The organism is Pseudoalteromonas sp. R3, assembly GCF_004014715.1.
In the GTDB taxonomy this organism is placed as follows: Bacteria; Pseudomonadota; Gammaproteobacteria; order Enterobacterales; family Alteromonadaceae; genus Pseudoalteromonas.
On sequence record NZ_CP034835.1, the window covers coordinates 3,381,677 to 3,401,846 of the forward strand.

General features: G+C 47.8%; 17 protein-coding genes. 4 read left to right on the forward strand and 13 right to left on the reverse strand.

The genetic code is table 11. The annotated features are described in order from the left end of the window. Positions 1 to 24: 24 nt before the first annotated feature. The 11 genes from nusB to ELR70_RS20020 form a co-directional block, all read right to left on the reverse strand. Positions 25 to 435, reverse strand: coding sequence for a transcription antitermination factor NusB (nusB, locus tag ELR70_RS19970; RefSeq protein WP_010382792.1), 411 nt, complete (start codon positions 433 to 435; stop codon positions 25 to 27). Between the two features lie 11 nt (positions 436 to 446). Further along, complete coding sequence (gene ribE, locus ELR70_RS19975; RefSeq protein WP_054015454.1) at positions 447 to 911, reverse strand: 6,7-dimethyl-8-ribityllumazine synthase; 465 nt, start codon at positions 909 to 911, stop codon at positions 447 to 449. A gap of 116 nt (positions 912 to 1,027) precedes the next feature. Next, complete coding sequence (gene ribBA, locus ELR70_RS19980) at positions 1,028 to 2,140, reverse strand: bifunctional 3,4-dihydroxy-2-butanone-4-phosphate synthase/GTP cyclohydrolase II (protein WP_054015455.1); 1,113 nt, start codon at positions 2,138 to 2,140, stop codon at positions 1,028 to 1,030. 33 nt (positions 2,141 to 2,173) lie between these two features. Continuing rightward, positions 2,174 to 2,830: a riboflavin synthase gene (locus ELR70_RS19985; protein WP_054015456.1), complete on the reverse strand. Its 657-nt coding sequence runs from the start codon at positions 2,828 to 2,830 to the stop codon at positions 2,174 to 2,176. Between the two features lie 6 nt (positions 2,831 to 2,836). Then, positions 2,837 to 3,952, reverse strand: coding sequence for a bifunctional diaminohydroxyphosphoribosylaminopyrimidine deaminase/5-amino-6-(5-phosphoribosylamino)uracil reductase RibD (gene ribD, locus ELR70_RS19990; protein ID WP_054015457.1), 1,116 nt, complete (start codon positions 3,950 to 3,952; stop codon positions 2,837 to 2,839). Next, positions 3,949 to 4,401, reverse strand: a complete 453-nt coding sequence (gene nrdR / locus ELR70_RS19995) for a transcriptional regulator NrdR (RefSeq protein WP_010382799.1) — start codon at positions 4,399 to 4,401, stop codon at positions 3,949 to 3,951. The genes ribD and nrdR overlap by 4 nt, the downstream gene beginning before the upstream one ends. 167 nt (positions 4,402 to 4,568) lie before the next feature. Further along, positions 4,569 to 5,825: a serine hydroxymethyltransferase gene (glyA, locus tag ELR70_RS20000; RefSeq protein ID WP_054015458.1), complete on the reverse strand. Its 1,257-nt coding sequence runs from the start codon at positions 5,823 to 5,825 to the stop codon at positions 4,569 to 4,571. Between the two features lie 256 nt (positions 5,826 to 6,081). Further along, positions 6,082 to 7,368, reverse strand: a complete 1,287-nt coding sequence (gene thrC / locus ELR70_RS20005; RefSeq protein WP_054015459.1) for a threonine synthase — start codon at positions 7,366 to 7,368, stop codon at positions 6,082 to 6,084. Between the two features lies 1 nt (position 7,369). Then, positions 7,370 to 8,308: a homoserine kinase gene (gene thrB / locus ELR70_RS20010; RefSeq protein WP_054015460.1), complete on the reverse strand. Its 939-nt coding sequence runs from the start codon at positions 8,306 to 8,308 to the stop codon at positions 7,370 to 7,372. A gap of 9 nt (positions 8,309 to 8,317) precedes the next feature. Beyond that, entirely contained in the window at positions 8,318 to 10,735 is a 2,418-nt protein-coding gene (gene thrA, locus ELR70_RS20015; protein WP_054015461.1) for a bifunctional aspartate kinase/homoserine dehydrogenase I, read from the reverse strand. 336 nt (positions 10,736 to 11,071) lie between these two features. Further along, positions 11,072 to 11,437: a response regulator gene (locus ELR70_RS20020; protein ID WP_054015556.1), complete on the reverse strand. Its 366-nt coding sequence runs from the start codon at positions 11,435 to 11,437 to the stop codon at positions 11,072 to 11,074. A 217-nt stretch (positions 11,438 to 11,654) separates the two neighbouring features. Here ELR70_RS20020 and ELR70_RS20025 point away from each other — a divergent pair, with 217 nt between their 5' ends. Together ELR70_RS20025 and rdgC are read left to right on the forward strand one after the other, a co-directional pair. Continuing rightward, complete coding sequence (locus tag ELR70_RS20025) at positions 11,655 to 13,415, forward strand: HAMP domain-containing sensor histidine kinase (protein ID WP_054015462.1); 1,761 nt, start codon at positions 11,655 to 11,657, stop codon at positions 13,413 to 13,415. Between the two features lie 104 nt (positions 13,416 to 13,519). After that, complete coding sequence (gene rdgC, locus ELR70_RS20030; RefSeq protein WP_054015463.1) at positions 13,520 to 14,428, forward strand: recombination-associated protein RdgC; 909 nt, start codon at positions 13,520 to 13,522, stop codon at positions 14,426 to 14,428. A gap of 45 nt (positions 14,429 to 14,473) precedes the next feature. Here the strand turns inward: rdgC and ELR70_RS20035 are convergent, their stop codons facing one another. Further along, positions 14,474 to 15,313, reverse strand: a complete 840-nt coding sequence (locus tag ELR70_RS20035) for an HDOD domain-containing protein (RefSeq protein WP_054015464.1) — start codon at positions 15,311 to 15,313, stop codon at positions 14,474 to 14,476. 325 nt (positions 15,314 to 15,638) lie between these two features. Between ELR70_RS20035 and ELR70_RS20040 the strand changes: the two genes are divergently transcribed. Further along, positions 15,639 to 17,327 carry a Zn-dependent hydrolase gene (locus tag ELR70_RS20040; protein ID WP_054015465.1) on the forward strand — a complete coding sequence of 563 codons (1,689 nt, stop codon included), beginning with the start codon at positions 15,639 to 15,641 and terminating at the stop codon, positions 17,325 to 17,327. Positions 17,328 to 17,351: 24 nt separating this feature from the next. Here the strand turns inward: ELR70_RS20040 and ELR70_RS20045 are convergent, their stop codons facing one another. Continuing rightward, positions 17,352 to 17,756 (reverse strand): HIT family protein, encoded by a 405-nt coding sequence (locus tag ELR70_RS20045; RefSeq protein ID WP_054015466.1) that lies wholly within the window; start codon positions 17,754 to 17,756, stop codon positions 17,352 to 17,354. 189 nt (positions 17,757 to 17,945) lie between these two features. Between ELR70_RS20045 and ELR70_RS20050 the strand changes: the two genes are divergently transcribed. Next, positions 17,946 to 20,162 (forward strand): DPP IV N-terminal domain-containing protein, encoded by a 2,217-nt coding sequence (locus ELR70_RS20050; protein WP_054015557.1) that lies wholly within the window; start codon positions 17,946 to 17,948, stop codon positions 20,160 to 20,162. Positions 20,163 to 20,170 lie beyond the last annotated feature (8 nt).

Below are 20,170 nucleotides of genomic sequence, written 5' to 3' on the forward strand. Positions count from 1 at the left end.
TGCCGGCTCTCCTCACGGTCTCGATTACTTGCGGATTATCTTAACCGCTTTGTCCAGTACGCCGTTGACAAATTTGTGACTGTCTTCGGCACCAAACATTTTCGCCAGCTCAATCCCTTCGTTAATGGCGACTTTGTAAGGGACGTCTTCGCGGAACTTTAACTCGTAGATGCTGACGCGTAATACGGCTTTTTCAACCATATCCAGGTCATCAAATGGACGAGACAAATGTGGAGTCATCAACTCATCTAGCTGTTTGCAGTTTACTGCAACACCACGTGCCAGATCCTTGAAGTACTCTACATCAACCTTTGAAACGTCGTTTTCGATCAGCATTTGCTGCTCGATATCAGCAATGGGGTTGCCACTTAGCTGCCAAGAATATACTGCCTGAAGGGCAAGAACACGCGCCTTACGTCTAGCTGCTGGTTTCACTGAGATTCCTCTTAAATTTGCTCTAACACGTTCACCATTTCTAGTGCACCAAGTGCAGCTTCGCCACCCTTGTTGCCCATTTTGGTTCCCGCGCGTTCGATGGCTTGCTCAATACTTTCCGTGGTTAACACACCAAAGGCCACTGGGATGTCGTAGTCCATAGATACGCTCGCCAGACCCTTGTTCGACTCATTTGCAACCAGGTCAAAATGAGGGGTACCACCACGAATGATCACACCTAATGCAATAATGGCATCGTGCTCTTTTTTCATTGCAACACGCTTTGCCGCCAAAGGTAATTCCACAGCACCCGGTACATACACGACAGTGATGTCCTCGTCTTTTACGCCACCTGTGCGTTTCAACTCATCAACAGCACCTTCTAACAGGCTGCTACCGATAAAGTCATTAAAACGAGAGATGACAATGGCAAATTTCTTGCCCGGTGCGTATTTATTACCTTCGATGATTTTCATTAGATGATTCCTAATCTAGTATAAGCAATTGCCAAATTGAGGCGCATAATAGCATAGAAAAAGACGAAACGCCTACAGGGAAATCCCCGTCAGGCGCCCGTACTGCTATCAGTAAATTATTGAGGTTCGACGTAATCGACCACTTCTAAGTGGAAACCTGACAGAGCATGATATTTTTTCGGCAAGCTCATCAGGCGCATCTTGCTGATCCCCAGATCAGCAAGAATTTGTGAGCCTACCCCCACAGTTCTGGAGGTGCCCTGAAACTTACGATAATTAGGCTTTTCACCGGCATCTTCTGCTGCAAACGCCTTAACTAATTGCTCCAGGTCTTCTGTTTTCTCTTGTTTGCCCAGAATAACCAGGACACCATTGTTTTCAGCAATGTATTTCATTGCCCCATGCAGTGTCCAGCTACGGTCTGCACTGCGGTCAGATAACAAGGTATCGTTAAACGTGCTTTGCAGGTGAACTCGCACTAAAGTGGCGTCATCAGTACTTACTTCACCTTTCAATAACGCATAATGCAGCTGATTATCTATGGTGTCTTTGTAAGTCACCAAATTAAACTCACCATATTCTGTGGGCAACTTACACTCTGCAACTTTTTCAATCGTCGTTTCATTAAGGTTACGATATTCGATTAAATCGGCGATAGTGCCAATTTTGATGTCGTGCTCTTTAGCAAACACTTCAAGTTCCGGACGTCTCGCCATTGTGCCATCAGGATTGAGGATCTCGACAATCACTGAGGATGGCTCAAGGCCCGCCAGACGCGCTAAGTCACAGCCTGCCTCCGTATGGCCCGCACGGGTTAACACGCCACCAGGCTGCGCCATGATCGGGAAAATATGACCTGGCTGCACAATATCTTCTGGTACGGCACCTTTAGCAACAGCCGCCTGCACTGTACGGGCACGGTCTGCTGCCGAGATACCTGTGGTCACGCCTTTCGCAGCCTCAATCGACATAGTGAAATTGGTTGAGAACTGGGCGCCGTTATTTTTTACCATCAAGGGCAGGTCTAGCTGTTGACAACGCTCTTGCGTCATAGTCAAACAGATCAGGCCGCGGCCATAGGTCGCCATAAAGTTAATAGCTTCTGGCGTGATATGCTCTGCCGCAATGATCAGATCGCCTTCATTTTCCCGGTCTTCATCGTCCATCAGAATCACCATTTTACCGGCTTTAATGTCATCGATGATTTCTTGTGCGCTGTTTAAGCTCATAATCTTCCCGTTAGTAAGTGCGTTATTGGCAAGTTATTTAATAAAGCCAGCTTTGGCCAACAAGCTGGTTGTGAGAGTTGATTGCTCAGTTTCGGTCGGTACTCCGTGGACCAGTCTTTCCAGGTAGCGCGCTATCTGGTCTACTTCCAGGTTGAGTAATGTACCCACTTTAAAGTCTGCAATGGTAGTCTCTTGTGCAGTGTGTGGCACTATCGTCAGCTTGAACTTGTCTTCGTCCAGCTCATTGACCGTCAGACTGATCCCATCAATAGCCACTGAGCCTTTATACGGAATGTATTTCATTAGGTGTGCTGGTGCTTTGAGCCAGTATTCTGTGGCACGCGCGTTCGGTTTAACGGCAACCACTTCTGCAACACCGTCCACATGGCCAGATACCAAGTGGCCACCGAGCCGAGAAATCGGCTGGAGTGCTTTTTCCAGGTTAACTCTCTGGCCAACCTGGTACTCACCGAAGCGCGTCAGCTTGAGCGTTTCATTTGAAACGTCGGCACGAAAGCCATCAGCGAATTTCTCAATAACAGTCAGGCAAACACCATTGGTGGCGATACTGTCACCCAGCTGCACATCATCCATATTCAAGGTGGTGCTGGTAACCCGAGCACTCAGGTCCCCCTGTTTGAGCACGAGCTCTGTTAGTGTGCCTGTTGCTTCAATGATACCTGTAAACATAATGCCTTAGTTACCTTTTTTATGTGCCGTTATGCGGATATCCGTACCTATCGGTGTCATCTCTGTGAGCGTTAACTCTGTGACCTGGCTCATTGCCTGTAAAGGTGCACTATTAAACAAATCTTTGCCGTCTGTGCCGATAATTTTAGGTGCCAGATAAATCAAATATTCATCAATGAGGCCCTGCTGATGCATGGCCCCCGCTAAGGTCGCGCCGCCCTCAAGCCAGACCTGATTAATGTTCCGCTCGGCCAGCGCCGCCAGCGCCGCGTGCAGATCAATTTTGCCTGCACGGATCTTAATCTTAATTTGCTCTACGAAATGTGGCCAGTTGTGCTGATTATCAAGGTCTGAACGCAAAATAACGACTGGCGCGGCTATTTTAAACAGGGCCAGTTCCGGATGAAGACGGTTTTGTGAGTCAATAATCACCCGAACGGGTTGCCGCCATTGCTCCACGGGTCGCTCGATATCGGTCAGTTCTTCAGCGCGAACATTGAGCCGAGCATCATCCACCAGTACCGTATCAGCACCCGTCAAAATTGCACAACTTTGCGCCCGTCCCAGCTGTACATCTCGCCGTGCCGCTGGCCCTGTGATCCATTTACTCTCACCATTGCCCAGTGCCGTTTTGCCATCCAGACTCGCAGCCAACTTACAGATAACATACGGCAGGCCTAGCTCCATCCGTTTTAAGAAACCTTTGTTGAGTGCTCGTGCCTGTTCTTCAAGCAATCCGGAAGCAGTTTCTATACCCGCATCATTGAGCATAGTAAGTCCTCGCCCTGCAACCTCGGGGTTAGGATCCACCATCGCAGCAATGACTTTACTGACGCCCGCTTCGATCAGACCTTTTGCGCAAGGTGGTGTACGACCGTAGTGACTACATGGTTCAAGTGTTACATAGGCCGTCGCGCCCTGAGCCTGCTCAGCAGCCTCCCGCAGAGCGTGCACTTCCGCATGAGGCTCACCAGCGCGTAAGTGAAACCCCTCACCGACAATTTCGCCGTTATTAACTATCACACAGCCGACATTGGGGTTAGGTGTGGTCGTAAAACGGCCCTGTTTAGCCAGCTCAATGGCGCGCGCCATAAAAGTACGATCGGCTTGTGTAAAACTCATTCGTCCCCCAACCGGGCTATTTCTTCGCCAAATTCTTTCACATCTTCAAAGCAACGATATACCGAAGCGAAACGCACATAGGCCACTTTATCGAGCTTTTTAAGTGCTTCCATGATGCATTCACCCACTAGTTGACTGGGCACTTCTCGTTCACCGGTAGCACGCAATTGAGATTTAATCTGATGAACCACTTCTTCTATCTGCTCAGTGCTTACAGGGCGCTTTTCAAGCGCTCGATGCAAACCATTTTGCAATTTATCTTCATTAAAGGGTTCTCTGGAGCCATCTTGTTTGATCACTCTGGGCATCACCAATTCGGCACCTTCAAACGTGGTAAAACGTTCGTGACATAAAATACACTCACGCCTCCTGCGCACCTGATGGCCCGAGCCTACTAACCGTGAATCTATCACTTTGGTTTCTTTTGCCGTACAAAAAGGACAGTGCATAAACACTCACTATGAAAAACTGACAAACGCCCAATCCTCGTTGCTAAGGTTGCATCATGGTTTGGGTCAATTGTTGCCAGTATATCAAGATAGTGGCCATTGATGCACATAAAAAAAGGCTGCCCAAATGGCAGCCCTTTTGTATACAACGTCGTGTTCTGTATCGCTTAGGCGTATACAGGCAGTTTAGCGCAAATCGCTTTTACTTTTTCTTTGACCTGCGCCTGAACCGCTTCGTCTTCGATGTTGTCCAGTACATCACAGATCCAGCCAGCCAGCTCGCCCGCTTCAGCTTCTTTAAAGCCACGACGTGTGATAGCCGGTGAACCAATACGTAAACCAGACGTCACAAACGGAGAACGCGGGTCGTTTGGAACAGAGTTTTTATTCACAGTAATGTTGGCACGGCCAAGCGCCGCATCTGCATCTTTACCCGTGATGTCTTTGTCGATCAGATCAAGCAGGAACAAGTGGTTGTCTGTCTTACCAGACACGACTTTATAGCCACGCTCCTGAAGCACTGCAACCATTGCCTGTGCATTTTTAACCACTTGTGTCTGATATGCTTTGAAGTCATCTTGTAAAGCTTCTTTGAACGCAACAGCTTTAGCAGCAATCACGTGACACAGAGGACCACCCTGGCCACCAGGGAATACTGCGCTGTTGAGCTTTTTATAGATGTCTGCATCACCACATGCCGACAGGATCAAACCACCACGAGGACCCGCCAGCGTTTTGTGTGTTGTTGTTGTAACAACATGCGCATGTGGGATTGGGCTTGGGTAGATACCTGCCGCAACCAAACCCGCTACGTGTGCCATATCAACTAACAGGTAAGCGCCCACTTTATCAGCGATTTCACGGAATTTAGCCCAGTCAACAATACCTGAGTAGGCAGAGAAACCACCGATGATCATTTTTGGCTTATGCTCCAGCGCCAAAGCTTCAACCTGTGCGTAGTCGATTTCGCCAGTCTCTTCGTTCAGACCATACTGAACCGCATTGTAAGTTTTACCAGAGAAGTTCACATGTGAACCGTGTGTCAGGTGACCACCGTGCGCCAGGCTCATGCCCAGAACGGTGTCATGTGGCTGAAGTAACGCCTGGAAAACAGCAGCATTTGCCTGAGAACCAGCGTGCGGCTGAACGTTTGCATAATCACAGCCGAACAGTTCACATGCACGGTCAATCGCCAGTTGCTCAACCACATCAACGTGTTCACAGCCACCGTAATAACGCTTACCCGGATAACCTTCAGCATATTTGTTTGTTAACTGCGATCCCTGAGCCTCTAGTACGCGCGGGCTACAGTAGTTTTCAGACGCGATAAGCTCAATGTGCTCTTCCTGACGGGTCGTTTCCGACTGGATCGCTTGAAATAGTTCAGGGTCAAAATCTGCAATATTCATGTTACGTTCTAACATGGTGTCTCCTAGGTACACGTAAGATTGGTTTTTGAAGGCTTGATTGTACGCAAATTGCGGCCATTTGCCTATGAATTCGGCGTGAGCCTATTTAATCAAGGATTGAATTTATTTCACAGTGTTTAGGGGATGATATTTTCTTATTTAAACATTTATATTTTTTATGAAAATCTATAGATACATTTTAAATTGAAATCTATAAAAGTTCCCCTTTGGTGGCTATACCAGCTCACCAAACTGGGGAACTGAGTATAGGTTATTGTTTGAGGCGCGCCAGCACAGCATCTTTTAAAGCGCCGTAATCGGCTTGCAGGGGCTCTGCAAGACAAGGCTTCTCAAGGGCACTCGCCAGCGCCTCTGGCATTTCAATCGCCTGACCTAGCACAGCTTCCACTGTCTCCCTAAATTTCGCAGGGTGTGCTGTCGCAAGAAAAATTCCCGTCTCATCGGGCTGGCCATCAAGCGTGAGTCCTTCATAAGCAATAGCTGTATGAGGTTCCGTCACATATCCCGCCTTTGCTACCTGGCACATCACTTCCTGTGTTCTTTCCTCAGACACCGAACGTGAATAAAACTCATATTTAGGAAAGTACCCCTGATCTAACATGGACTCAACACGAGGCCAATTATTAGGTTTACTCACATCCATAGCGTTGGAGATAGACTCCAAAGTCGCGTTAGGCTGCCACTGACCAGACGCAATATATCGGGGTACGGTATCATTTTGATTGGTCGTTGCGCTCAGACGCTTAACAGGCAAACCCAGAGCTGCGGCTATCATTGCAGCACACACGTTACCGAAATTACCGCTCGGCACTGAGACATGAACCTTGTCTCGCAGGGTCGGTGTAAGCTGAGCAAATGCCTCAAAGTAGTAGCAAACCTGCGCCAATAAACGGCTAATATTGATTGAATTTGCTGAGTTCAAACCTAAAGTCCGCTTAAATTCATCATCCAGAAAAGCTTGTTTTACCAATGCCTGACAATCATCAAAGCTGCCCTCCACGGCATAACAATGAATATTATCACCCAGCGTAGTGAATAGCTTTTGCTGTGCCAGAGAAATTTTGCCCTGTGGATAGAGGATCACCACGTCAACATTGGGCATTTGGTAAAAAGCATGGGCCACCGCTGCACCGGTATCACCACTGGTTGCAGTCAAAATAGTCACTCGCTCCCCCTGGCTGAAGGCACCTATGCACTGTGCCATAAACCGGCCACCAAAATCCTTAAACGCCAGCGTTGGACCGTGAAAGAGTTCCAGGCAATATTTATTTTCTTCAACTTGTACTAAGCGAGCTGGAAAATCAAATGCCTGCTCGCACATGTTTTGCAATGAATCCAGGGGTAACTCATCCCCTATCAGGTGTTTCAGAAGGGCCGCGCTGCGTTGTGCAAATGGCTGCGTCAGTAAACCATCGATGTCACCCAGGGGCTTAAGTTCAGTAGGGAAGAATACCCCCTGATTTCGACCCAGACCGGTTTTAACCGCTTCGACAAAGGACACTACCTGAGTATCGTCTTTTAAGTTAACCAGTTTCATCCTACTCTCCTTCCTTTATTTCTCTAGTACCTTGTGGGTCCAATCGGCAAATATGGCTGAAGCCATGTTCATTCAAATAATGTTGTTGTAGCCATAACTGACAACGCTTTGCATCCTGCTCATTTGCGCACAAAGCAAACAAGGTTGGCCCGGCACCTGAAATGCTCACGGTGAGTGCACCCAACTCTGGCAAACTCAATTTCGCTTCGGCATACCCTTTAATTAAAGGTGCCCGGTGTGGCTCGGCAATATCATCACGCATCAAAGCGAGCGCGTCATTAAAGCGGTGCTGTGCCATCAGCAGAGTAAAGGTACTCAAACGCTGAGCAAACTCCACCGCATTGTGAGTTGCCAGCTGCGGCGGTAAAACGGCTCTGGCCGCTGCCGTGTTTAAAGCAAACCCCGGGTAAGCCACGACCAGTCGCCAGCGCTCATCAAAAGGCAAACTCATAGCTCTGTCAGGTACCAGCTCGGCAGTTAACTGTAATCCACCCAGATAACAAGGGGTAATATTATCGTAGTGACGTGCCCCGCTGACCTTGCCCTCGAAATCGGCCATCAACTCAATCATCTGGGTTTGAGACAAGCGAGTCTGGGCAAACGCATCAAGGGCTGCAAATGTAGCTACTACAGAGCAGGCACTGGAACCCAGGCCTGACCCTATCGGTAAGCGCTTTTCTAATGTCAATTTAACACCGGGCATATTTGCTGCTACATGCGCTCTAAAGTGCACCAGGCACTGATAAGCCAGATTTTCCTCAGCGGCCGCCGGGAGCTTGGCGGCATAGCGCCCGACACATTCGAAACTGTCTTGCTCAGCAGCTTCTGCGCTAACCACATCTCCCAGCAAAGTCCCATCAAGCGGTGCGATCGCAGCGCCCAAAGAGTCGAAGCCGATACAAAAGTTACCAATGGATGCTGGTGCAAAAAATCGTTTCATAACTCCCTCCTAGCGCGTCAGAGTTTTTAAAATATCGGCAAACACGCCAGCTGCTGTGACTTCAGCCCCGGCACCATAACCCCGGATCACAAAAGGTTTTGGCTGATAATACTGGCTCAGTATTGCAAGGGCGTTTTCTCCGTCACGAATATCTGACAAAGCGTGTGCTTTATCGACCGCCTCAATGCCAACCCGACAGCATCCCCCCTCAATCGTGCCAACATAACGCAGTACTTTTCCTTCACTGGCAGCACTGTCAATACGATCCGCAAATGCACCATCCAGCTCGTGTAATCTCGTCATAAATTCATCAACCGAGCTACCTGCTGCGAAGTCGACAGGCACCACGGGCTCGACATCGATGTCTGACAGTTCCAGTGCAAGCCCTGACTCACGAGCGATAATGAGAAGCTTGCGCGCCACATCCGTGCCTGACAAGTCATCTCGTGGGTCCGGCTCAGTAAAACCGCTTTGTTTTGCTTTGGCTGTGGCTTCGGACAGACTCAGACCGTCCTCCAGTTCACCGAAAATATAGGACAATGAACCCGACAGAATGCCACTGAAAGACAGCAACTCATCGCCCGCGCCAAAAAGTAATTGCAGGTTGTCCAGTACCGGCAGACCGGCCCCTACATTCGTCTCGTATAAAAAGCGTCGGCCCTTTTGCTGTGCCACCTGCTGCAATGCCTGATAGTAACCATAATCGCTGGTGTTAGCCTTTTTGTTCGCCGCTACAACATGGAACCCGGCCGCCAAAAAATCATGATATTGATCGGCCAGCTGCTGAGAAGAACTGCAATCAACTATCACAGGGTTGATCAAGTGATTGCGGCGCACAAACGCTTCCAGACTGCCCAGATCAAATCCTTGCTTAGCACCTGCCAGAGCTTGTTGCCAGCTATCAAACGGCACCCCCTGCTCGTTCAGATAGCAGTGCTTTGAATTGGCCACGCCGTAGAGGTTCAGTTTTATGTTGCGCTCGGCAAGCCAGGTTTGCTGACGCTGCAGTTGTGCAATGAGTTCACTACCCACCAGGCCGCAACCCAGCAGAAACACATCAATGGACGGAACGTGAGTAAAGAAGTTCTCATGGCATACTTTGACTGCATCCTGACACAACTCCCCCTGGATCACGGCTGAAATAGCACTTTCGGTAGAATCCTGAGCAATCGCCACAATATTCACCTGAGCCTGTGCCAGCGAGGCAAAGAACTTCGCTGCCAGACCTTTGTGCGACTTCATGTTGTCACCCACCAGGGTAACAATAGCCAACGAGCGTCGTACTTCAATAGGCTCAATCAGCTGCGCCTGCATCTCCAGTTCAAAGGCACTTTGTAGTGCCTGTAACGCCAATGACAGATCCTGCTCATGCACACAAAAACTGATGCTAAACTCACAGGAAGACTGAGTGATCAACACTATCGAGACATTGTCTTTGGCCAGTGCCGAAAATACTCTGGCCGCCATCCCCACCTTACCTTTCATGCCCGGACCAGAGACAGTCAGCATAGCCAGTCTATCTAAGCTGGACAGAGCTTTAACGGGTTCATCACCGTCACCTTGCGCCGCTATTACTGAGCCAGGTAACTCGGGGGCATGAGTATTTTTAATCTCACAAGGTACGCCCGCCTTAGCACAAGGTAAAATCGTTTTCGGATGCAGGACTTTGGCACCAAAATAAGACAGTTCCATGGCTTCTTTGTAAGACAAACGATCTACCTTGGTGGCTTTTTTAATCAGTCGCGGATCTGCACTATATACCCCATCTACATCAGTCCAGATTTGGCAGACACTCGCCTGAATACAGGCGGCAGCAATTGCGGCTGAATAGTCGGAACCGTTGCGCCCTAATGTCGTCAGTTCTCCTGAACTGTTACTGCCTGTAAAACCGGGCATAATATAGAAGTTTGCAGGACGCGCTTTGAGCTGCGCCGCAAAACGTGCTCGGCTATCATCCAGCACGGCTTCAGCATCCAGGTAGACCTCATTGGTTACAATGCAATCTGTTGCCTCAAGATAACAGGCCTGGTCTGTGCCTAACATGGCCACCATCAAAGCAACACTGACCCGCTCACCAAAGCTAATCACATATGCTTCAACTGCATCCGGGCATTGCTTGAGCAGTTTAACACCAGCCAGTTTATCAGCCAGCGCAGCAAAGTCCGGCCACTGACTCACCGGATTAAACTCAGCTTCTACCTGCTCTTTCAGTCCATCCAGACGCTCTGTCAGAGCAAGCCACTGTGCGTCGTAATCTTGCCCCTGACGCGCCAAATCACATAACTCAACCAACTTGTCAGTCACACCGCCTGGCGCAGATAAAACCACTAAAGCCTCGTTTTTACCCTGACTCAGGATCAGCTCCCGTACTCGTTGCAGACAGGCGTAGTCGGCCAGCGATGACCCTCCAAACTTCAATACTTGCATGTTTATTTTTCCTCATTCCAAAAACAAAAAAGGCCTGTGCTCGAAGTGAGCACAGGCCTTTTTTAAAACGCACCGACCTATGCCACTATCCCGTAAGGATGGTGGTGGTAATAATGGTCGTGGTGTTAATAATCTTTTTCATAGACTTTAGACTGCCTGAATAGCCAACAAACTGTCAAGCACAAAAATCTAATTTGCAGGGTAAAAAACTATGCAAAAAACTCAAGTTGTGAGCAGATATATGCAAAATCTATGTTGGAACAGGTCATTCACTGATGTAGTAAGCGAACAGGTGGGTGTAAACAAATACGTTACTCGTTTACAAATGAGCAGGGATTAGCGGATCCCGAACCGACTAAGAGTAGCCTGTAAGGCGTCTGGCTTAACCGGTTTTTCCAAGAACTCCAGGGCACCCAGTTTAGCCACCCGAGCCTTCATTTCACCTTGAATATCAGCAGAAATAACCACCACATAGGTTTCTATCACCTGCCGCTTAATGGCTTCCAGCACCGCAATACCATCCATTTCCGGCATGGTCAGGTCAAGACAGACTAAATCGATGTGGCGTGTCGCCAGCACATCGAGTGCTTCGCGTCCGTTAGTGGCCTGACAAATATCGGCATCAAGCATACCGCTTAGACAGCGGATCACTTGTTTGCGGGCAACGACTGAATCGTCACAAACTAATACAGAGTAGCTCATAGGGTGAATTGTCAAATAATCTTTATTGTTCTGTTCTGGGATAAAGGTTATTGTTGTGATTAAACTTATAACATAATAATCCTCGTCCAGTAAGTGGCAGAGGAACAAATTCCTTGCGATATCAGATTGAGATTAATATTTATTTTTAGCACTTTATTGGCTAACTTTAAGTGTATTAAACGCGCACAAACCCGTTGTTAGGAGCAAAGAACACTTCATGCTGCAAAAAAGTCTGTCAAAGAAGCTGCTCACGAACGTATTGTCGGTTTACTTTTTGCTTACCTTCGTCGTTACCTGTGGACAGGTGGTTGCTGAGTACGTCAATACCAAGGACTATATTCGCAACGAGTTAACCATGCTGCAAAAAACCTTTAGTCGCAGTCTGACACGGGCTATATGGGAACTCAACACCAAGCAAACCGTCACGACCGCAGAAGGCTTATTAGCGATCCCGATGATCGAGGGGATCATAGTGCGTGATGACAGTGGCGAAATTATTTCCCAACTTGGCCGCTCGCTGAATATTCATGAATTGTACAGTCAGCAATTGGTGCAAGAGGAAGCACTGATTGAAGACACTCCTTCGGGTTTATTTGGTTACACCTTTCCTCTGATTTTCGAGTTCTCAGGACGTGCTACACAGGTAGGTGACGTTACCTTGTTTTCTAGCCGGGAAGTGGTATTCAGCCGTATCATGATTTCCATTTATTTTCTGATCGGCAATGCCATGGTCAAGACCACCTTTTTGATCATATTGTTTTTACTCGCATTCAGAAAGCTACTCACTGAACCCCTGACCGATCTGACTGAGCAAATTGATGATTTTGAAATCGACAATGTCGATGGCCATAAAATAGATATAGATACCACAGAGCGTAATGAACTCAAGGTCATGGAAGAGGCCTTTAACAAACTCATTGACCGAATTGCTGATTACCGAAAAAAATTAGACCAAGCCCAGAAAGAGCTTTTGATCAGTAACGAAAAGCTGGACCAACACAATATCCAGCTGGAGCAAGAAGTGGCGCGCAAAACCTCAAACTTGTCTCAGGCAATGATGGATCTACAGCAACAAAAGTACGAGCTGGAAAAGCAAAAGCTCACACTCACAGAAGAAATTGATCTGAGGCGCCAAACCGAAGAAGAGTTACTCACCAAGCAAAAAGAATTAGAAAAGTACGTTGATGAGCTCAATATGGCACAAGAGCGACTGGTCGGCTCAGAAAAAATGGCTGCGCTCGGTGGTCTCGTGGCTGGTATTACCCACGACATAAATACGCCTGTGGGCATTGGGGTTACCGCAACGTCATTCTTACAGGAGCGATTAGAGCGCCTGGAGTCTGCCTACCGGGATAAAACCTTGTCTCCTAAAGCACTCGAAGAGTTTATTAATGAAGCTAAACAAAGTACCAGTCTGCTCACGACTAACCTCGACAGAGCCTCAGAGCTGGTGGCCAGCTTTAAACAAATCGCCGTTGATCAGGCCAGTGAAGCCGTGCGAACCATTAATTTCAAACAGTATCTGGGTGAAGTGATCCGCTCATTGCACCCCAAACTAAAGAAAACCGCCCATATCGTTAACGTTGATTGCCCGGAAGAGCTTACTCTGCACCTCCCGGCCGGTGCAATCAGCCAGATTTTTACTAATCTGATCATGAATTCACTCATCCATGGCTTTGAAGGGATCGCTCAGGGCACCATAGATATCGAGATCAGAGAAGAAAACAACGATGTGTTTATTGTTTACAAAGACAATGGCAAAGGGGTCAGCAAAGCACAGCTGGAGAAACTGTTCGACCCCTTCTTTACTACTAAGCGAGAACAAGGCGGCAGTGGTTTAGGCACTCACATCACCTTTAACCTCGTTAAGCAAACGCTCAATGGAGACATAGAGGTCAATTCTGAAGAAGGCAGCGGCCTGACCTACTATATTCGTTTCCCGAAAGAGCTACAAAAGAGCGTCGCGATGTTCAGTTAATACCCACGCAACCCGACGCGGCAAATTATCTGTTAAGAGCCTTTGCCCGAGGGCGTGTCGGTTTGCTATGATGCGGTTCGATTTTACTCTTCGGAACCTGTTCTATGTGGTTTAGCAATCTTATCTGTTACCGATTTAAACAAGACGTCTCCTATGCTCAGGAAGACTTTGAAGCGGCACTGGAGCACGACGTATTTCGTCCGTGCGGTAGCCAGGACATGAGCACTTTTGGCTGGACTAAAGCACTGGGCAAACATGGCCAGACATTAAGCCATTTCTCTGAGCACTGTATTTTAGTTTGTGCAAAGCGAGAAGAAAAAGTTCTGCCAGCTTCCGTCATCAATGAAATGGTCGCTGAGAAAATCGAGTCGATCGAGCAAGAAGAGAATCGCCCGGTCAAGAAAAAAGAGAAAGACGAAATAAAAGAAAACATCACTGCAACACTGTTACCTCAGGCATTCAAAAAATCCAGTTTGCAGTTTGCCTTTATCGACCAGAAAAACGGTTGGTTAATCGTCAACAGTGGCAGCTTTAACAAGGCGGAAGAGCTGACGGCTCTGCTACGTAAATCTCTGGGTACTCTGCCCATTGTTCCGGCGTTCGCCAATTACGATCTGGATCTGTTCCTGACTGACTGGCTGACTCAGTTTGAAGTACCTGAGGGCTTTGCTATTGGTTCTGACGCTGAGTTGCAAGAAGCCGATGACAATGGCGCACAAGTCAAACTGAAACAACATGACCTGGCAAGTGATGAAATTAAGCTGCACCTTGAACACGGTAAGCGCGTGACAAAGCTGGGATTGGACTGGCGCGAGCGTGTGCAATTTACCTTGCAAAATGATGGCTCTCTCAAGCGCTTAAGCTTCAGCGATACATTAAAAGAGCAAAATGCGGATATCCCCAAAGAAGATATGGCGGTCAAATTAGACGCCGACTTTATTTTGGTGTCTGAAGAAATCAAAGAGCTGCTGGAAGAGTTATCCCAGGGCCTGGGTGATCAGGAAGACCTGTAAATGAAGGCAGGATGCGACAGCCTCCTGCTCTGCTCACTAAAGCGGCTATGAAAACGCCGCTTTAATGTCATTCAGCATGTCCTGATATTCATCATCATAAAACATGTCGACTGAGCCCAGCACCCCTTTTTCCTCATACACATGTAGTGCCGCCGCTTTATCAGATACCTGCAGTATCCCCTCAACAATCGCGCCAACTCGAATAAAGTCCACATAGCATACATGCCCTGGTTTATAGTTTGGATTCGCCCAACTTTCTGCCACTTCGACAAACTCTTCTGTGAAGCCCCACTCACGCATAATGGCGCCACCAATTCGGCCACCGAGCTTTTGAATTGCATGAGCCAGAAAGCTTGGATTCGCAAAGACTTCCGGGTGATGCTCTGCTTCTGTCAGGATAGGTAATACCCCAATGTTAAAGACTAAAGAAGCCAGCGTGATGGTGTCTTTGTTAAGTGATGTATGTTTATTAACCCGCAGATAAAAATCCATTGTGGTGATCGCCTGACAGGCCACTTTTAGGGTTTTTTGCCAGGCTTTATCCATATAGGTTTTGATCAGTTTGTTCTGCGAAACAAACAACTGCTCCATCGCCATAGCCGTTGCCACATTTTTTACCTGACGCAGACCGATGCGAGTGACCGCCTGATTGAGCGTATTCACTTTCACGGTACGACCCAAAAATGCACTGTTCGCAACTTTAATCATACGTGCAGCCAGCGCCGGATCATGAGAGATCACCTCTGCCATTTGCATAAGATTAACTTCCGGGTCATCCGCAGCCTGACGGACCCGAACGGCAATTTCGGGCAGGGTAGGCAAAACCAGGGTATCGTTATTTATTTTATCAATCAGAATCGTCAACAAGGCATTTTCAGTAGACATATTGGTTCAATCCTCGAATTTATTGGCCTCTGGTGCGCAGCATCTGCCTTTTGCGCCGGGCAATGTGCTGTTCATGTTATTAGTATTGTCTAACTTAAAGAGTAAGTTAAGGAAAGTATAAAAATTATTCGTGACATGCGGCACATATCCAACGATTCACCTGAGATAAAATATTCCCTCTGTTTGTATTTTGAGGGCAGCAAGTTGTGCTGAATTCATGTAATGTATACGCCTGACATAATAATACGGACAATCTATGCGCCACTTATGCTCTTATGTTGTGGTGCCGTATAGTCCGAAATATACCCTCAATGAAGGAAAAATGATGAAACGCGCAATGTTATCCACAGCCATTATGCTGGCTTGTGGCGTTATGCTCAGTGCTTGTTCTGAGCCACAAAAACCGTCAAATAACGAGGCTCAGCCACAGGCAAATAACTCAAATACCGGATATCAGCTGAAAGACTTGTCGCCTTCACGACTGGATATTTATACCGAAGTAACGCTCAATAGCGATCTTTCACACCTCAATGACAACCAGAAAAAAATGCTGGGCCTGCTGATCGAAGCCTCTAAAATCATGGACGACTTATTCTGGCAGCAAGCCTTCGGTATGAACAAAGCCGAGTTTCTGGCAAACATCAAAGACCCGAAAGTACGCCAGTTTGCCGACATTAACTATGGTCCCTGGGATCGCCTCAATGGCGACAAAGTCTTCCTGAAGGGTTTTGAAGATAAAGCGCCAGGTGCCCAATTTTACCCAAGCGATATTAGTAAAGACGAGCTTAATCAGGCTGATGTGAAAGATAAGGCCGGCTTGTACTCTCTGATCAAACGTGATGCACAAGGGCAGCTTTATAGCGTTGCTTACTCAGAAGCTTATCAGGCTGAGTTGAATTCCGCGGCTCAGCTACTGCGCGATGCCAGTAAATTGGCAGTCGATAAACAGTTTTCCAGATATCTGAACCTCAGAGCGGATGCATTAGTTAACAACAGCTATCAAAGTTCAGACTTCGCCTGGATGGACATGAAAAATAACCCCATTGACGTGGTCATTGGTCCAATCGAAACCTACGAAGATCAGCTGTTTGGCTATCGCACAGCATTTGAGTCTTATGTTCTGGTCAAAGACATGGCCTGGAGCGAACGTCTGGCAAAATTTGCTGCATTCCTGCCAGAACTGCAACAAGGACTGCCGGTTGATGCGAAATATAAGCAAGAGGTGCCGGGGTCAGATGCCGATCTTAATGCGTATGATGTGATTTACTATGCCGGCCACTCCAATGCAGGCAGTAAAACCATTGCTATCAATTTGCCAAACGATGAAGAAGTACAGTTGCAAAAAGGCACGCGTCGCCTGCAGCTGAAAAATGCCATGCAAGCCAAGTTCGACAAAATCCTGGTGCCTATTGCAGAGCAGTTGATAGTACCGGAGCAGCGTAAACATATTACCTTTGATGCATTCTTTGCCAATACGATGTTCCATGAAGTTGCCCATGGTCTGGGTATCAAAAACACCATTACAGGTAAAGGCACGGTTCGTCAGTCTCTTCAGGAACATGCCAGTGCTCTGGAAGAAGGCAAGGCAGATATCCTGGGTCTCTACATGGTTGAACAGCTGCTGAAAAAAGGCGAAATCAGCGAGGGAACACTGGAAGACTATTATGTGACCTTTATGGCGGGTATTTTCCGCTCAGTGCGCTTTGGCGCATCCAGCGCCCATGGTAAAGCGAACATGATCCGCTTTAACTTCTTTAAGCAGGAAGGGGCATTTTCGAAAAACGCCGATGGTCTGTATCAGGTCGATATGGCCAAAATGGGTGCCGCGATGGAAAAGCTATCTAATTTGATCCTGACCCTGCAGGGCGATGGTGATTATCAGAAGGTCGATCAATTGCTGGCCACTCATGGTGACATCAAGGCTGAACTGCAAGCGGATCTCGATAAGCTGGCAGCTGCCAATATTCCGGTCGATGTGACTTTTAAGCAAGGCAAGGCGGTGCTGGGGCTATAGTCCTAACACCACACACCTATCGGATCAGGCGTTCACTTCGAGCGCCTTTTTTATTTCGCTAATCTGTTGTTCACTGTACGGTACCGCTGGCAAAACACCCCATACCGGTTTTGGCCAGGCGGCATCGTGCTCAAAGCGCGCAATATGATGTACGTGCAGCTGAGGCACCATATTGCCCAGTGCAGCTACATTCAATTTATGCGGCTTAAACACCTCTTTAATTAAGTGGCTTAGTTTGGCGGATTCCTGCCAAAACTGCTGTTGCTGTTCCGTCGTCAGGTCAATGATCTCTCGCATGCCCGGTACTCGCGGTACCAACACAAACCAAGGATATTGGCTGTCGTTCAATAACAACAACTTACATAAAGGCCAGTCTGCCAATGCTATGCAGTCGCGCTCTAGTTCCGGTGCCAGTTGAAAAGTGTTCATTGTATTTTATGGAGTCTGTGATTGGTGTCGCCACTGTAGCGAACTTCCAAAGCAAAATCGACCAGATAGAAGAGATTCTCTTCTCGATATCTCGTCTGTCGGATTTTATTGCCATCCAGAAACACAGTCTTTACCATCAACGCTCATAAACCAAATCAACACAACTAAATAGGTGACTCTGTGCGCAATCTGTTATCTTACGCAGCGTTAGCCGCTGGTTTGCTGGCCACCAGCCAGCTGACAGTGGCTCAACCACTGACGCTGGAACGTATCTTTGATGACCCAACGTTAGCGGGAAAAGCGCCCGTTAAACTGAAGTTTTCACCCGATGGCACGCGGGTAACTTACCTGCAGGGGAAAGTCGACGACTACAACCGTTACGACCTGTGGGAGTACAATATTAAAGCCGATACCAATCGGCTGCTGGTGGATTCTCAGGCGCTTTTTTCCGGACCTGAAACGCTGTCTGATGAAGAGAAAGCTCGCCGTGAACGACAGCGTATCTTTGGTCGCGGGATCCTGGAATACAAGTGGTCAAAAGATGGTAAAGCACTACTTTTCCCACTCAATGGGGACCTTTATTATTACGAGCTAAGCTCGGGTAAGAGCCGTAAGCTTACCAACACAGAGGCTTTTGAAACCGACGCCCGTTTTTCGCCTAAGGGTAATTATGTTTCCTTTATCCGTGAGCAAGACTTATATGCACTGGAACTGGCAACCGGTCAAGAAATCCGTCTAAGCAAAGATGGCGGTGGCGTCATCAAAAACGGCATGGCTGAATTTGTCGCACAGGAAGAAATGGGCCGGATGACGGGTTACTGGTGGGCTGGCGATGAAAGCAAGATTGCTTTTACCCGCATTGATGAAAGCCCGGTACAAGAAGCCATTCGCAATGAGATCTATGCGGATGAAGTTAAACTTTTCAACCAACGTTACCCTTTCACCGGTACAGATAATGTTCGCATTGACCTGGGTGTGGTGACACTGAACAATCAAAACATTGATTGGGTCGACCTGGGTAAAGACAAAGACATCTACATCGCACGCGCAAAATGGTTGGAAGATGACACAACCTTATCTTATCAATGGCAAAATCGCTCGCAACAAAAGTTGGAACTCAGATTCTATAATGCCAGCAATAAACAACAACACGTTGCCCTGACTGAAACCAGTGATACCTGGCTCAACCTGCACTTTGACCTGCATTTTCTCAAAGATAAAAGGCATTTTGTCTGGGCTTCGGAGCGTGATGGCTATAAGCACCTCTATTTGTATCGCACCAGTGGCCAGCTGGTTCGCCAGCTGACCAAAGGGGAATGGGTCGTCGATGAGCTACAGGGCATTGATGAGAAAAAAGGCCTGGTATACTTTTCTGGTCGCAAAGACACCCCACTGGAAAGCCACTTATATTCAGTCCCTCTATTCAAGAAGGGCAACATTAAGCGGATCACAGAAGCAGGCGCCTACCATAAAGTAGTGATGGCCGAGGACAACCGTACCTTCATCGACAGTAAGTCTTCTGTAAATCAGCCTACGTCTGTATCACTGCGTAAATCCAATGGTGAGTTCGTTACCTGGCTGGAGCAAAACAAACTGGATGACCAGCACCCACTGACGCCTTTCCTGAACGATCTGGCGACTCCTGAGTACGGTACTCTCAAAGCTGAAGACGGTCAGGTGATGCATTACCGCCTGTTTAAACCAAAGCACCTGGAAAAAGACAAGAAGTACCCGGTGATCGTTAATGTCTACGGGGGTCCACATGCCCAGCGTGTTACCAACAGCTGGCGCAGTAAGAACCTGTACTTCCAGTACATGGTGCAGCAAGGTTATATTGTCTTCCAGTTAGATAACCGTGGCTCGTACAACCGCGGCAAGCGCTTTGAAGACCCTATCTATAAACATTTAGGAGAAGTGGAAGTTGCAGACCAGATCCGTGGTGTAGAGTTCTTACGTACACTGGATTATGTCGACCCTGCTCGCATTGGTATTTATGGACACAGTTACGGTGGCTATATGGCACTGATGACTATGTTCAAAGCTGGCGACTACTTCGCAGCCGGCGTATCAGGAGCCCCGGTGACCGACTGGGCTCTGTACGATACGCATTACACAGAGCGTTACCTTGGGCACCCTGAAACTAATGGGAAAGGTTATGAGCAAAGTGCCGTCTTCCCGTATGCTGATGGCCTCAAGGGACCTTTGATGATCTACCACGGTATGGCGGACGACAATGTACTGTTTACACACGCCACCAAACTGTTCAAACAGTTACAGGATGACGCTAAGCCATTTGAGATGATGACTTACCCGGGCTCCAAGCACAGTCTGCGCGGTAAGAAGGTGCAAACCCATTTACATCAGACGATTACCAATTTCTTTAATCGTCACTTTGAGGTGAAATAATTCAACTT